At 74.6% G+C, this 12,956-nt stretch carries 15 protein-coding genes and 1 pseudogene; 5 read left to right on the top strand and 11 right to left on the bottom strand.

All coding sequences use genetic code 11. The features are described from left to right. Positions 1-12 precede the first annotated feature (12 nt). From ACI79I_RS12625 to dtd, 3 genes are all read right to left on the bottom strand, one after another. Entirely contained in the window at positions 13-825 is an 813-nt protein-coding gene (locus ACI79I_RS12625) for a class I SAM-dependent methyltransferase (protein WP_456992682.1), read from the bottom strand. A 186-nt stretch (positions 826-1,011) separates the two neighbouring features. Then, entirely contained in the window at positions 1,012-2,001 is a 990-nt protein-coding gene (gene sigB / locus ACI79I_RS12620; RefSeq protein ID WP_456943974.1) for an RNA polymerase sigma factor SigB, read from the bottom strand. A gap of 249 nt (positions 2,002-2,250) precedes the next feature. After that, the gene (gene dtd / locus ACI79I_RS12615; protein ID WP_456992681.1) at positions 2,251-2,700 is read right to left on the bottom strand and encodes a D-aminoacyl-tRNA deacylase; all 450 of its coding nucleotides are present in this window, start codon (positions 2,698-2,700) and stop codon (positions 2,251-2,253) included. Positions 2,701-2,812: 112 nt separating this feature from the next. Between dtd and ACI79I_RS12610 the strand changes: the two genes are divergently transcribed. Both ACI79I_RS12610 and ACI79I_RS12605 read left to right on the top strand, forming a co-directional pair. Then, on the top strand, positions 2,813-3,262 hold the full coding sequence (locus ACI79I_RS12610; RefSeq protein ID WP_456992680.1) for a helix-turn-helix transcriptional regulator: 450 nt from the start codon (positions 2,813-2,815) through the stop codon (positions 3,260-3,262). A gap of 5 nt (positions 3,263-3,267) precedes the next feature. Continuing rightward, entirely contained in the window at positions 3,268-3,678 is a 411-nt protein-coding gene (locus tag ACI79I_RS12605) for a VOC family protein (RefSeq protein WP_456992679.1), read from the top strand. A gap of 133 nt (positions 3,679-3,811) precedes the next feature. Here the strand turns inward: ACI79I_RS12605 and ACI79I_RS12600 are convergent, their stop codons facing one another. Together ACI79I_RS12600 and ACI79I_RS12595 are read right to left on the bottom strand one after the other, a co-directional pair. Beyond that, complete coding sequence (locus ACI79I_RS12600) at positions 3,812-4,396, bottom strand: DUF1349 domain-containing protein (RefSeq protein WP_456992678.1); 585 nt, start codon at positions 4,394-4,396, stop codon at positions 3,812-3,814. Positions 4,397-4,477: 81 nt separating this feature from the next. Continuing rightward, positions 4,478-5,122 (bottom strand): dihydrofolate reductase family protein, encoded by a 645-nt coding sequence (locus tag ACI79I_RS12595; RefSeq protein WP_456992677.1) that lies wholly within the window; start codon positions 5,120-5,122, stop codon positions 4,478-4,480. A gap of 196 nt (positions 5,123-5,318) precedes the next feature. Here ACI79I_RS12595 and ACI79I_RS12590 point away from each other — a divergent pair, with 196 nt between their 5' ends. After that, positions 5,319-5,903: an HhH-GPD-type base excision DNA repair protein gene (locus ACI79I_RS12590; protein ID WP_456992676.1), complete on the top strand. Its 585-nt coding sequence runs from the start codon at positions 5,319-5,321 to the stop codon at positions 5,901-5,903. A 164-nt stretch (positions 5,904-6,067) separates the two neighbouring features. Next, positions 6,068-6,409 (top strand): DUF3099 domain-containing protein, encoded by a 342-nt coding sequence (locus tag ACI79I_RS12585; RefSeq protein ID WP_456992675.1) that lies wholly within the window; start codon positions 6,068-6,070, stop codon positions 6,407-6,409. A 4-nt stretch (positions 6,410-6,413) separates the two neighbouring features. On the opposite strand, the gene ACI79I_RS12580 is transcribed toward ACI79I_RS12585, so the two are convergent. From ACI79I_RS12580 to ACI79I_RS12570, 3 genes and pseudogenes are all read right to left on the bottom strand, one after another. Continuing rightward, positions 6,414-6,731 (bottom strand): carbohydrate kinase family protein, encoded by a 318-nt coding sequence (locus tag ACI79I_RS12580; RefSeq protein ID WP_456992674.1) that lies wholly within the window; start codon positions 6,729-6,731, stop codon positions 6,414-6,416. 193 nt (positions 6,732-6,924) lie between these two features. Beyond that, a pseudogene (locus tag ACI79I_RS12575) lies at positions 6,925-7,269 on the bottom strand (carbohydrate kinase family protein); the annotation flags it as partial. Positions 7,270-7,322: 53 nt separating this feature from the next. Beyond that, positions 7,323-8,252, bottom strand: a complete 930-nt coding sequence (locus tag ACI79I_RS12570) for a pseudouridine-5'-phosphate glycosidase (protein ID WP_456992673.1) — start codon at positions 8,250-8,252, stop codon at positions 7,323-7,325. Between the two features lie 97 nt (positions 8,253-8,349). On the opposite strand from ACI79I_RS12570, the gene ACI79I_RS12565 reads away from it, so the two are divergent. Beyond that, entirely contained in the window at positions 8,350-8,580 is a 231-nt protein-coding gene (locus tag ACI79I_RS12565; protein WP_456943962.1) for a DUF3039 domain-containing protein, read from the top strand. 151 nt (positions 8,581-8,731) lie between these two features. Here the strand turns inward: ACI79I_RS12565 and ACI79I_RS12560 are convergent, their stop codons facing one another. From ACI79I_RS12560 to ACI79I_RS12550, 3 genes are all read right to left on the bottom strand, one after another. Further along, complete coding sequence (locus tag ACI79I_RS12560; RefSeq protein WP_456992672.1) at positions 8,732-9,799, bottom strand: YihY/virulence factor BrkB family protein; 1,068 nt, start codon at positions 9,797-9,799, stop codon at positions 8,732-8,734. An 83-nt stretch (positions 9,800-9,882) separates the two neighbouring features. After that, positions 9,883-12,309, bottom strand: a complete 2,427-nt coding sequence (locus ACI79I_RS12555; RefSeq protein ID WP_456992671.1) for a VanW family protein — start codon at positions 12,307-12,309, stop codon at positions 9,883-9,885. Between the two features lie 143 nt (positions 12,310-12,452). After that, positions 12,453-12,677 (bottom strand): DUF7455 domain-containing protein, encoded by a 225-nt coding sequence (locus ACI79I_RS12550; protein ID WP_456992670.1) that lies wholly within the window; start codon positions 12,675-12,677, stop codon positions 12,453-12,455. Positions 12,678-12,956: the final 279 nt, after the last annotated feature.

Raw genomic sequence — 12,956 nt, 5'->3', positions numbered from 1 at the left:
CGGGGCCCTCGTTCAGGGCTCCGGCGTCCGGCCGGCGACCAGGTGCCCGGCCAGTGGGGCGGCCACCGTGCCGTCCGGCGACGTGAACGGACCGAGCACCTCCCGGGCGCCGGCGCGGATGCGGTCGTACACCTCCGGTGTGATCCGCTGCGCGAGTGGTGAGCCCTCGACCTCGGTGACCGCCAGCGCCTCGGCCGAGGCGAAGGCCGCCGTCCCCACGTGCGTGCGGGTCGCCACCACCTGCAGCCCGGCGTCGGTGAGGGTCGCGCGGAGCCGGTCGAGGTCGCCGCAGGACCAGTAGGTCCCGAGCAGGGAGCGGGCGGCGTCCCCGGCGTGCGCCACGACCATGTCGACGAACGGGCCGTAGGCGGGCTGGTCGGGCAGCGCCGCGGGCACGCACAGCGCGACCACCCCGCCGGGCCGGGTCACCCGCACCATCTCCCGGAGCGAGGCGTCCCGGTCGGGGAAGAACATGAGCGCCATCGAGCACAGGACCGCGTCGAACTCGGCGTCGGGGAACGGCAGGGCCGCCACGTCCCCCTGTCGCCACTCGAGGTCCGGCCGGACCCGGCGGGCCACCGTGAGCATGGCCTCGTTGAGGTCCAGGCCCACCACGCGGCCGTTCCCGGCGAGCCGGTCGGCCGCGGTCCGCGCGACGATCCCGGTACCGCAGGCGGCGTCGAGGACGGCCTGGCCGGGGCGGACGTCGGCGATGTCCAGGAGCAACGGCGCCCACTCGGCGAAGATCGCCGGGACGAAGCGCGCCTCGTACAGCTCGGCGGCGTCAGCGGAGACCTGGAAGGTCTCGGCGGGGGGAGTGGTCATGTCGTGCCTCCGGGTGCGCCGCCCTCCAGGGTCGCGCGCCCGGCCGGTCCCGTCACCGGTCCCCCGCGCGGCACGGACGCCGAGAGCCGGTCACCCGCAGGTGACCGGCTCTCGGTGTGGTACTCGGTGGAACGGCCCCGTCCAGAGGCTCCCCCGAGCGGGGGGTGAGGAGGACGGGGTCCTCCCTCAGGCGAGGTAGTCGCGCAGGGCGTCGGCGCGCTCCGGGTCGCGGAGCTTGGCCATCGTCTCGCGCTCGATCTGGCGCACCCGCTCGCGGGAGAGGCCGAACTGCTTGCCGATCTGCTCGAGCGTCCGCGGCTGGCCGCCGTCCAGGCCGAAGCGCAGCACGACGACGTCGCGCTCCCGCTCCTCCAGCGTCGACAGCACGTTGCGGACGTCGCCCTTCATCATCTGGAAGGCGACCGCGTCCTCGGCGACCGCGGCGTCGGCGTCCTCGATGAAGTCACCGAGGCGGGACTCCTCGTCGGCGCCGACGGTCTGGTCGAGGCTGACCAGGTCGCGGGAGTACTCGAGCAGCTCGGTGATCCGCTCCGGGGTCATGTCCAGCTCGAGACCGAGCTCCTCGGCGGTGGGCTCGCGCTCCAGCTCCTGGTGGATCCGGCGCCGGGTGCGCACCACCTTGTTGACCTGCTCGGCGAGGTGCACGGGCAGCCGGATCGTGCGGCCGGAGTCGGCCATCGCGCGGGTGATGGCCTGGCGGATCCACCACGTCGCGTACGTCGAGAACTTGAAGCCCTTGGTGTAGTCGAACTTCTCGACCGCACGGATCAGGCCGACGTTGCCCTCCTGGATGAGGTCCAGGAACGTCATGCCGTGCCCGGTGTAGCGCTTGGCCACCGAGACGACCAGCCGCAGGTTGGCCTCCAGCAGGTGCCGCTTGGCGGCCTTGCCGTCGATGGCCAGGGCCTTGTAGTCCCGCTGGAGGGCCGGGGTCAGCTGGCGCTCGGCCAGGAGCCGCTCGGCGTAGAGGCCGGCCTCGATCCGCTTGGCCAGCTCGACTTCCTGCTCGGCCGTGAGCAGCGCGGTCTTGCCGATGGTGTTGAGGTACACCCGGACCAGGTCGGTGGAGACCAGACCACTGGTGTCGGGCTCGCGGCGCGCGGTCCGGGAGCGCACCTCGAGGGTGTCGGTGGGGGAAGACTGCAGCAGCGTCACGATCTGTCTTCGTCCTTGCCTTCGGTTCGGATGCGTCCGTCGGTCGGCGGTGGCGACGGTGCGTCCGGGCGTCGTGGGTGGGGCTCCGGTCGGCCGGCTCGGTCGGCCGCGGAACCTCGCTCGTGTGTCCGTCGTGGTACGCCCTGTCCAACGGCCCCGACCCGCTCGGGTGTTCCACTGATGCCCTCTTCACAGCAAATGCACAGGGCGTGTGTTGCGTCACCCGGGATTACCCAGCGCTGCGACGGCTCAGACCTCCAGGAGCAAGGTCATCGGGCCCTCGTTCACCGAGGAGACGAGCATCCGCGCGCCGAACACCCCGGTGGCCACCTCGCTCCCGCGCCGGCGCAGCTCGGCGACGACCTCCTCCACCAGCGGCTCGGCCACCTCGCCGGGAGCGGCGGCGTCCCACGAGGGACGGCGGCCCTTGCGGGTGTCGGCGTAGAGGGTGAACTGGCTGACGACGAGCACCGGCAGGCCGAGGTCGCCCACCGACCGGGCGCCGTCGTCGGTCGGGAACACCCGCAGCTCGTGGACCTTGCGGGCGAGCGCGCGCGCCCGGTCGGCGTCGTCGTCGCGGCCGACCCCCACCAGCGCCAGCAGGCCGGGCCCGATCGCGCCGACGACCTCGCCGTCCACCTCGACAGCGGCTGTACCGACCCTGCTCACCACGGCACGCACCGCGCCATCCTCTGTCATGGCGGCTCCCCAACCCCGCCGGGCCGCCCGGCTGCCCGGCCCTCGCCGGGACGCTCCGGCGACGGCCGCCGTGGACGGCCCGGCGACGCCGACGGGTCCTACGATCCCGCCTGTGACCAGCGGCCCCGTCCCGGAGCACCACCTGGAGAACCTCGTCCGCCTGCGGCGTGTGCGCGACCGCATCGACCGGGAGTACGCGCAGCCGCTGGACGTCGAGGCGCTCGCTCGCGAGGTGCACATGTCGGCCGGGCACCTCAGCCGGGCGTTCCGCCGGGCCTACGGCGAGTCGCCGTACGCGTATCTCATGACGCGGCGCATCGAGCGCGCGATGACGCTGCTCCGGCGGGGCGGCCTCAGCGTCACCGACATCTGCTTCGCGGTCGGCTACGGATCGCTGGGGACCTTCAGCACCCGCTTCACCGAGCTGGTCGGCATGCCCCCGAGCACCTACCGGGAGCGGGCCGGCCAGGCCACCGCGGGGATCCCACCGTGCCTGGCCAAGCAGGTGACCAGACCGGTCAGGAATCGAGAAGCCCAGGTCGCGGCGCCGTCACTACCGTGACCGGCATGAAGTTGATCATCCACTACACCTTCCTGCCGCACACCGATCCGGAGGCCTCGCTGGCCTTCTACCGGGACGCCCTCGGGTTCGAGGTCCGCAACGACGTCGGCTACGGGGACATGCGGTGGATCACGGTGGGTCCGCCCGACCAGCCGGAGACGTCCATCGTCCTGCACCCGCCGGCTGCCGACCCGACCATCACCGACGAGGAGCGCCGGACCATCCTCGAGCTGATCGCCAAGGGCAACTACACCGCCGTCACGCTGGCCAGCGACGACCTCGACGGCGTCTTCGCCACGCTGGAGGCCGGTGGTGCCGAGGTGCTGCAGGAGCCCATGGACCAGGACTACGGCGTGCGCGACTGCGCCTTCCGCGACCCCGCGGGCAACCTGATCCGCATCAACCAGCTGGCCTGAGCCTCGAGCAGCACGTCCGTCACCGGAGCAGTCGACCGCTCGCGGCGGCGTGGTACCTGGAGCCACCGGAGGACCGGTCCGGTGTGAGGCAGCAGCGCGGCGGGACCGTCCTGGCGGTCCTGGCGGCTGAGGCTCAGTGCAGGGCGGCGTCGGCCGGGCCGGTGGCCCACCGGTGGAAGCGGACGACCAGACCCGCCCGTGTGGGGGCGCAGCAGTACGGGCCCGCCGCGACCGGGACGCCGGCCGGGAAGGGGGCGACGCGAACCAGGCGGAACGGCTCGTCGTCGACCCGCGCGCGCACGGTCACCGCGTCCCCGGTACGGCTCGCGCGGACGGTCACCCGGCGCCCGGCCCACTCCGGCACCGGCGCCACCGACCAGTCGGAGCGGCCCAGGGTGACGACGGCGCCGACCTGGAGTGCACCGTCGGAGACCTCGACGCCGGCCTTGAGCCACGTCTCCGCGTCGGCCCGCAGCACGAGCCCCGCCTGGTCGAACTGCTCGCCGTAGGTTGCGCCGAAGGAGACCTCGACCGCGCCCGGTTCGGTCAACGTGGCGAGCAGCGCGTGCGCGTCGTCGTGCACGAAGCCGTAGGCCGTGTGCCGCCAGGCGTCGCTGCCCTCAGCCGCGGTGACGAACAGGTCCGGCCCCTGCTCCGACACCGCGACCGGCGCGACGGTCCACGTCCCGGCGGACCAGGGCATCGACTCCGTCGTCATGGCGCGACGCTAGGCCACGTGCACCGGGGCTCGCACCGACAGCCGTGCGAGCCGTCCTGGGTGGTCTCGGGTGCCCTCTTGTCACCTGCGCCAGAACACGTGGTGCGTCACGCCGCTGGGGCTGGGCACGACGTCGAGGTGGAAGCGGTCGAGCAGCTCCTCGGGTGAGGTCCAGAGCCGTACGCCGGAGCCGAGCTCCACCGGTGAGACCGCCACGTGCAGGGTGTCGACGAGGTCGGCGTCGAGGAACTGCCGGATGACGGTGGCCCCGCCGCCGAGTCGGACGTCCCGGCCCTGGGCCGCCTGCCGTGCCTGGTCGAGGACCGTGGCCGCGTCGGCGTCGACGAAGTGGAACGTGGTGTCGGAGAGCGTGAACGACGGGCGCGGATGGTGGGTCATCACGAACACAGGGGTGTGGAACGGCGGCTCGGCACCCCACCAGCCCTGCCACTGGTGGTCCTGCCACGGGCCGCGCTGCGGACCGAACTTGTTGCGGCCCATGATCTCGGCGCCGATGTTGTGGGCGAAGTCCCGGGTGAAGTAGTCGTCGACCCCGCGGCTGCCGCCGGGATCGGTGCGGTTGGGCCAGCTCGCCGTGGCGCCGGCCCAGGCGAACAGGGCCCCGGGGTCGGCGTGGCCGAACGGTCTCTCCAGGCTCTGGTGCTCACCCGCTCCGAATCCGTCACTCGAGACGGTGAAGTTCTGGACTCTGAGCAGCTGCTCCACGTGGCTCCTCCTCGCGCGGTCGATGACAGGTGGACCGTCGCCCAGCGGGGAACTCATCGCCGCACGGGAGTGCGGTGCGCAGGGGGCACCGGACTGCGGCCGGTGATGCCCGAGCTGCGAGCTCAGGAGGCGGCCTGGGCGGCGGGAGAGACGCCGTGTCGGTCATCCCCGGGGCGGGTGCGGCAGGATCGCGAGGGTGCCGACCCTCCGCATCACGCAGGACGCCGCCGCCGACGAGCTGCTCGGCCGTGACCCGCTCGCCCTCCTCCTGGGCATGCTGCTCGACCAGCAGTTCCCGATGGAGCGGGCGTTCTCCGGGCCCCGGCTGCTCGCCGACCGCATGGGGGTCGACACCCTCTCCGCGGCCGCCATCGCCGACGCCGACCCCGAGCAGCTGACCGCGTGGTTCCAGGGGCCGCCGGCCATCCACCGCTACCCGGGGTCGATGGCCAGACGGGCGCAGGCGGTCTGCCGGCTGCTGGTCGAGCGCTACGACGGCCGGGCCGAGGCGCTCTGGGCCGACGCGCCGGACGGCCGCGCCCTGCTCGGGCGGATCGGGGAGCTGCCCGGGTTCGGCGCGCAGAAGGCGAAGATCTTCCTCGCCCTGCTCGGCAAGCAGTACGGCGTCACCCCGCCCGGCTGGCGGGAGGCCGCGGGGGAGTACGGCGAGGAGGGCTCTCACCGCTCGGTCGCCGACATCACCGGCCCCGAGTCGCTGGCCGAGGTCCGCCAGTTCAAGCAGGCGAGGAAGCAGGCCGCCAAGGCCGCCGCGAGCTCCTGAGGACGGCGCGCCGGAGGCGCCTGCACCGCCCCGGATCCGGTGGCACGATGGGCGACGACCCGGGGCCGTGCCGGGCCCGGACGCCGTCGGGACGCCGGGCGGCACGGTCACCGGAGGGGATCTGCCGAACGCCGGTGCGCCGGTCGGCGGAGGGAAGGACACCCGTGGCCTCGAGCCAGCAGCACGCGCGTTCCCGCCGAGCCGAGCCGGTCCTCATCACCGAGGCCCAGCTCAGCCGGGAGGAGCAGCACGCGGCACGGAAGAAGCGGTACGTGCTGACGATGGCCGTCCGCGGCGTCAGCCTGGTGCTCGCCGCGGTCTTCTACCAGACGCTGTGGCTGGCGCTGATCTTCGCGTTCCTCGGCACGGTGTTGCCGTGGATCGCGGTGATGATGGCCAACGACGCGCCACCGAAGAAGAAGCTCGACGTCAACCGCTACGCCCCGCCGCGCCCCGACCGCATCCTGGAGAACCCCGCGCGCCCGGGTCGGGTCATCGAGCACTGAGGCCTCAGCGGGCTCCCGGCCGGCCGACCACGGTCGCCGCCCGCGCCAGGCCGGCGTCCAGCGCCCGCCCCGGGTCCCCGCCCGGGTCGGCGAGCCACGCGGCCAGCAGGCCGGCGGTGAAGGCGTCCCCGGCGCCGGTCGTGTCGACGACGGCGGCCGGGTGCGCCGGCCGGTGCACCAGCACGTCGCCGGAGGCCCACAGCGCACCCTCGGCGCCGAGCGTGACGACGGCCACGGGGTGGCGGACGGCGAGGGTGCGGGCCGCGCTCGCCGCGTCGGCGCAGCCGGTGAGCAGCAGCGCCTCGTCCTCGTTGGGCAGCACGAGCGTGGCCGCGGCCGTGTCGGACAGCCAGCGCTCGACGCCGTAGCGGGCCAGCGGGCCGGGGGGGGGGGGGGGGGGGGGGCGGCGGCCGCCCCCCCCCCCCCCCCCCCCCCCCCCCCCCCCCCCCCCCCGCCGCGGCCAGTGCCGCCAGCCCCGCCGGTCGCGGCCGCGGGTCGAGCAGCGTGTAGCCGGACAGGTGCAGGTGCCCGCCCCGGGCGGGTGGCGGCACGTCCCCGGGGCGCAGCGCCAGGTTGGCGCCGCGGTCGGCGAGCATGCTGCGCTGCCCGCCGGGCTCCACCAGGCACACGACCGTCCCGGTGGCGAGGCCCGGCACGGTCCGCACGGCCGGGGTGACCCCCGCGGCGACGAGCTCGTCGACCAGCCCCCGCCCGGCGGGGTCGTCGCCCACGCAGCCGGCGAACAGGACCGGGGTGCCCAACCCCGCCAGGTGGACGGCGACGTTGGCCCCGGCGCCGCCACCGCGGCTGCTGATCGCCGCCGACCGGTCCGACCCGGGGGCCGGCGCCCCGTCGAGCACCACCACCACGTCGGTGACCAGGTCACCGACGACCACCACCGGCACCGGGCGGCTCAGCGGGGGACGGCGGCCAGCGCCGCCGCGATCCGGCCGGCCAGCTCGGCGTTGCGCAGCACCAGCCGCACGTTGACCGCCAGGGTGGCGCCCTCGCTGGCCCGGTGCAGGTGGTCGAGGACGAACGGGGTCACGGCCTTCCCGCGCACCCCCGCCGTCTCGGCCGCGGCCAGTGCTCCGGAGATCACCCGGTCGTGCAGGTCGGGGTCGAGCTGCTCGTCGGCGGGCAGCGGGTTGGCGACGACGACGGCGCCCGGCGCCAGGTCGCGGCGGGCGGCGAAGACCGCGGCGGCCTGCTCGGCGTCGTCCACCGACCAGTCGAGGGTCGCGCCGGAGTCGGCGACGTAGAAGCCCGGGAAGGTCGTCGTCCGGTAGCCGACCACGGTCACCGACAGGGACTCCAGCCGCTCGAGGGTGGCCGGGACGTCGAGGATGGACTTGACCCCCGCGCACACCACGACCAGCGAGGTGCGGGCCAGGGCGACCAGGTCGGCGGACTCGTCGAACGTGTCGGCCGACTGCCGGTGCACCCCGCCGAGCCCTCCGGTGGCGAACACGCCGATGCCGGCCCGCTGCGCCAGCAGCGCGGTGCTGGACACGGTGGTGGCGCCGCTGAGACCCAGGGCGGCGGCCACCGGCAGGTCGCGGACCCCGAGCTTGGCCAGGCCGGGGTCGCCGCACACCCGGTCGACCTGCTCGGCTGTCAACCCCACGTGCGGCACGCCGTCGAGGACGGCGATGGTGGCCGGCACCGCGCCCCCGGCCCGGACGGCGGCCTCCACCCGGTCGGCGGCGTCGCGGTTGTCCGGCCGCGGCAGTCCGTGGGCGAGCAGGGTGCTCTCGAGCGCCACCACCGGGCGGCCCGCGCCGAGCGCATCGGCGACCTCGGGGGAGAGCTGGACGGGAAGCGGCAGGGTCGGGGCGGGCACCCTGACATCATGGTGGGCGAGGGAGTCGTGCCCGACCCCGCCTCGGCGGTGCGGGCGCCCCCCGGCAGCCGTCCCCAGATCCTCCAGGGAGCACCGCGTGAGCAACACCGACCTCCTCGAGAAGCCCGACGTCCGCGAGGGCGACACCGGCAACGCCAACGAGGTCTTCCACTACGTCCGGAAGAACAAGATCGCCGAGAGCGCGGTCATGGGCACGCTCGTCGAGGCGCTCTGCGGCGAGGTGTTCCCGGTGACCAAGAGCCCGAAGCCCGGCAGCCCGGTGTGCCCGGCGTGCAAGGAGATCTACGAGCAGCTCCGCAAGGAGTAGGACCGACTCCCCGGTCGCGGGGCCGCCGGCCTCGCGACCGCGGTCGGCTGGAGGAGTGGGGGCCGGGGGCCTCCGCGACGAGGGCCGGGTCGGGCTCAGGGCTGCTGGGGAACGGCACGTGGTCGCGGTGTCGGCCGGTAGGCCGACGATGTCACAGCAGGTCGAGCCGCCGGGCGCGTTCGAGCTTGGCCGCCCGGCGCTCCTGCCGGCGCTTCTGGTGGCGGCGCAGCGGTGCCGGCCAGCGGGCCTGGATGGTCGCGTTCAGCTCGGCGCCGAGCAGCACCGCCATGCCGAAGAAGAAGCAGAACAGCAGCGCGGCGATCGGGGTGGCCAGCGCTCCGTAGGGCAGCGTGGCGGTGAGGATGTCGGCCACGTAGGCGCGGGTCAGCAGAGCGGTCACGATGAAGAACGCGACGGCGAGCACGGTGCCCGGCAGGTGCCGCCGCCAGGGCAGCCGCCGCGGCAGCACCACGTGGTAGAAGCTGGTCAGGGCCAGGAGCAGCCCGATCAGCACGACGGGCCAGTAGACGGCGTTGACCAGCACCGTGGCCGTGTCGCGCCAGTCGGCCGGCAGGAGTGACACCAGCACCTCGCGGCCCAGCACCAGCAGCGGCAGGGTGAGCACCGCGAGCACCATGCCCACGACGAACAGCCACAGCGCCATGAGCCGGGTGCGGATCGGTCCGCGGACGTCGCGCTGGTCGTAGGCGATGACGATCGTGTTCATGAACGTCGCCGTGCCCGACGACCCGGCCCACAGGGCGAGCAGGAAGCCGACGCTGACCACGTCGAGCCGTCCGGAGCCGAGGATGTCGTTGAGGGTCGGCTGCACCAGGGAGTCGACGACGTCGGGCGTGAGCGCGCGGGCCGACGCCTCGACCAGCTGGTCCTCGATCCGGGCGACGGTCTCCTCGCCGATGAAGGTGCCCAGGTAGCCCAGCGAGCCCAGCAGCCCGATCAGCAGCGGCGGCACCGACAGGATCTGCCAGAACGCAGCCTCCGCCGAGAGGCCGAGGATGCGGTCACCCCACGCCTTGGCGACGGTCCGGCCCAGCACCTGCAGCGGGACGCGGACCGGTGCCGGCCAGCGGGCCAGCCGTCCGCGCACGGGAGCCGCGGCCACGGGGAGCGCGGCCGGAGCGCCCGACGGGTCGGCGTCGGCACCGTCCGGGGTGCTGCCGGCGGCGGCCGGCGACCCACCGGGGAGGACGGTGCTCATCGCCCCAGTGTGCACGCCGCGGTACCGGGCGACCTGCGGCTGGGCCGGTCACCCGGCGCGCGGGTCGCCCGATCGGAGGAGCGTCAGTCGCCCGGGTCGGGGGACTCGGCCGTCTCGCCCTCGGGAGCCGGTTCGGCGTCGGCCTCGGGCTCCGGCTCGGGCGCCACGCAGCGGATGACCGCCTCGGCGGCGTAGGTGGTGTCGAACGTCTCGCGCCGGATCTCCGCGCCGCTCTGCAGGTCGCGGAACACGCGGGTCACGGTGATGTCGAACCCCTGGACGCCGGACTGGGGGATGCAGTCGCCGTCGTCGACCTTCTCCTGCACCGCCGGCTGCCGGAAGTTGGTCCGGGCGCCCTCGATGGCCTCGATCTCGTACCGCTTGGTCCCGTAGAAGGTCACCGTGATCGAGCCACCACCGCCGCCCCGAGGCTCCCACTGCGTGTCGACGAAGACGCCGGTGTCGCCGTCGTTGCGCCACTGCAGGTCGATCTGGCCCTCGTAGACCGTGGCTTCGCGGCCGGCCGGGTAGCGGCTGATGTAGAAGCTGTGCGGCTTGTGGTAGACGTCCTCGAGGCCGGCGAAGAAGACCGCGTTGAACATCGTCGTGGCGAACTGGCTGATCCCGCCGCCGACCGCCGTCGACAGCTCCCCGCCGCTGATCACGTTGGCGGGCACGTAGCCCTGCGCGCGGCCCCGTGGGCCGGTGAAGGTGTTGAGGCTGAAGGTCTCGCCGGGCATGACCAGCGCGCCGTCCACCTCCTCGGCCACCACGCGGATGTTGGTGCCGCTGGCGCTGTTGGTCGTCGTGGTGGTGAAGGAGCTGATCTCCTCGCGGATGCCCAGCGCCTGGGCCTCCTCGGTGGTGAGGTCGGCCGGGACCGGGCCCAGCTGGGCGGTCACCGTGCGCGGTGCCGGCTGGGGCAGCACCGCGAGCAGCTGGCCGGCCAGCTCGGCGGGGTCGACCCCCTGGCCGTCGACCGACGGGACGACGGTGACCGAGCCGCCGGAGATCTCGAAGCGGGCGTCCTCGGCCGGGGTGCCGAACTCGGCGAGGTCGTCGCCCGTGGCCTCCTGCAGGTGGGCCGGGTCGACGGCGACGGCGAGGACGCCGTCCTCCTGCGGGGTGAAGGTGAGCGAGGCGGCGATCGCCTCGACCGGGATCTCGGCCGACGTGGCGCCGTCCTGGCTGGTCACCGTGACCGGGGCGGCGAGGGCCGGGGTCACCGTCTCGTCCAGGACCCGCTGCGCCTCCGCGGCGTCCACCGACACCTCGGCGACCTCGACGGGCAGCTCGATGGGGGTGGCCGGGTCCCCGCCCGAGGCCAGGGCGGCCGTGATCGCCTCGGCGGCACCCGCGCGGTCGAGGCTGCGGCCCTGCTCGGGCGTCACGACGGTGGGCGTCGTCCCGTCGAGGGTGATCGTCGCGTCGACGGGGGCGCGGTCGACCTGGGCGGCGATGGCCTCGACCTGGGTGCTCAGCGCGTCGTCCTGCACCGCGAGCACCGGGTCGACCGCCCGGTCGCTGAACAGCGTCACCAGGCGGGTCCAGGGGTTCAGCGGCTGGTCGTCGACGGCGTCGACGGTGCCCTCGACGTCGAGGGTGATCCCCGCGGCGGCGGGGGAGAGGGGCAGCTCGACGTCGTCGGCGACCACGACGTGGTCGGCGCCCACGCGGGGGGCCAGTTCGCTCTGGAGCCGATCCGAAGCGGCGGCGGGGGAGAGCCCGCCGACGTCCACCCCGGCGACGACGGTGTTGCGGGGCACGTCGCCGCCGGCGACCAGCAGGTCTCCGCCGTACGCCGCACCCAGCACGACGACGGCCGCGGCGGGGGCGAGGACGGCCGGGCGCCGCCACCAGGGTCGGCCGGTCGCGACGTCGTCCCCGGGAGGGGGGCCACCGGGGCCGTCCGAGCCGGGGCCCTGCTCTCCGGGGCCCTGCTCTCCGGGGCCGTCCGAGCCGGGGCCCTGCTCTCCGGGGCCCTGCTCTCCGGGGCCGTGCTCTCCGAGGCCCTGGTCGCCGGGAGTCGCCGCGCCGGCGGCCGCCGGCACGGTGTCGTCCGGGCCGGGGGAGTCGGCGGGCAGGGGAGCCGGTGGCAACACCGTGGTCGAGGAGGCGTCGGCGGGCGCGGGGTGGTCGCCGGGCGCCTCACCGGGCGCGAAGCGGATGTCCTGGGTCTCGTGGTCCTCGTCGTCCGGGGGAACGGGAGCTGATCCGGGGGTGGCCGTGTCGGCCCCGACCGGCTCGGCCGCGGGGTCGGCGTCGGCCGGCCGGTCCGCGTCGGTCCCGGGGACGGCGGCCTGCGGGGCATCGGCGGGTGGAGCGGGGACCGGCGCGGGCGCGCCTCCGGGGGCGGTGCTCTCCGGGGTGATCGGGCCGCGGTCACGGGGCACCGGCCGCGTGTCGTCGGACAGCACCGGCTGCCCCAGGCGGACGGTCTCGTCCGGCTCGGCGTGCTCGTCCGGTGAGGCCGAGGGCTGCGGCACGGAGGAGGTGGTCTGTGCAGGCATCGAGGGATCTCCGGGTGGCCGTCGACCGGGGGACCCCGGGAACGACGGAGCCGCCGGTGTCCCGTCCGCATCGAGCGGGGAGGGGACACCGGCGGCGGCGTCGGGTGAGGGCTTCATCGCTGTCTGCGACGATAGCGCCTCGGTCAGTTGCTGAGGCGCTGCTCGCCGTCGGTCTCGATGATGTCGACGGCGATGTCGCGGAGCTTGCCCTCGTACTCACGGGCGTGGTGCCCGCAGAAGACGAGGTCGCTGCCGCTGGCGAGGACCACCCGCACCTTGGCCAGCGCACCGCAGCGGTCACAGTGGAAGGGGACGACGAGGTCGTCGGCGGGCGGGGTCGTCGTCAGCGTCTGGGTCATCTGGGTCATCACTCGCTCTCTACCGCACGGACCCGCGGCTGCGGATCGGCCTCCTGCACAGCGCCAGGATGGATCCCCGTGTTCCCGATCCTGCCGATCGAACGGTGTGACTCGCCGTGTCCGGTGAGGCTGTTTCCGTCTGATGCGGGTGGGGCGGGTCAGCAGGGACGTCACTGGGTGGTGCCGGTCTGTCGTCGTGGTGCCTGTGCTCGTCGTCGTCTCGTGCGCCGGTTCAGTGTCCGGCTGGTGGGTCCGCTGCTGTCTTGACGTCCCCCACGCTACGCCGCT

Source organism: Geodermatophilus sp. SYSU D01105 (assembly GCF_054050095.1).
This window is presented reverse-complemented; position numbering and strand designations above follow the sequence as displayed.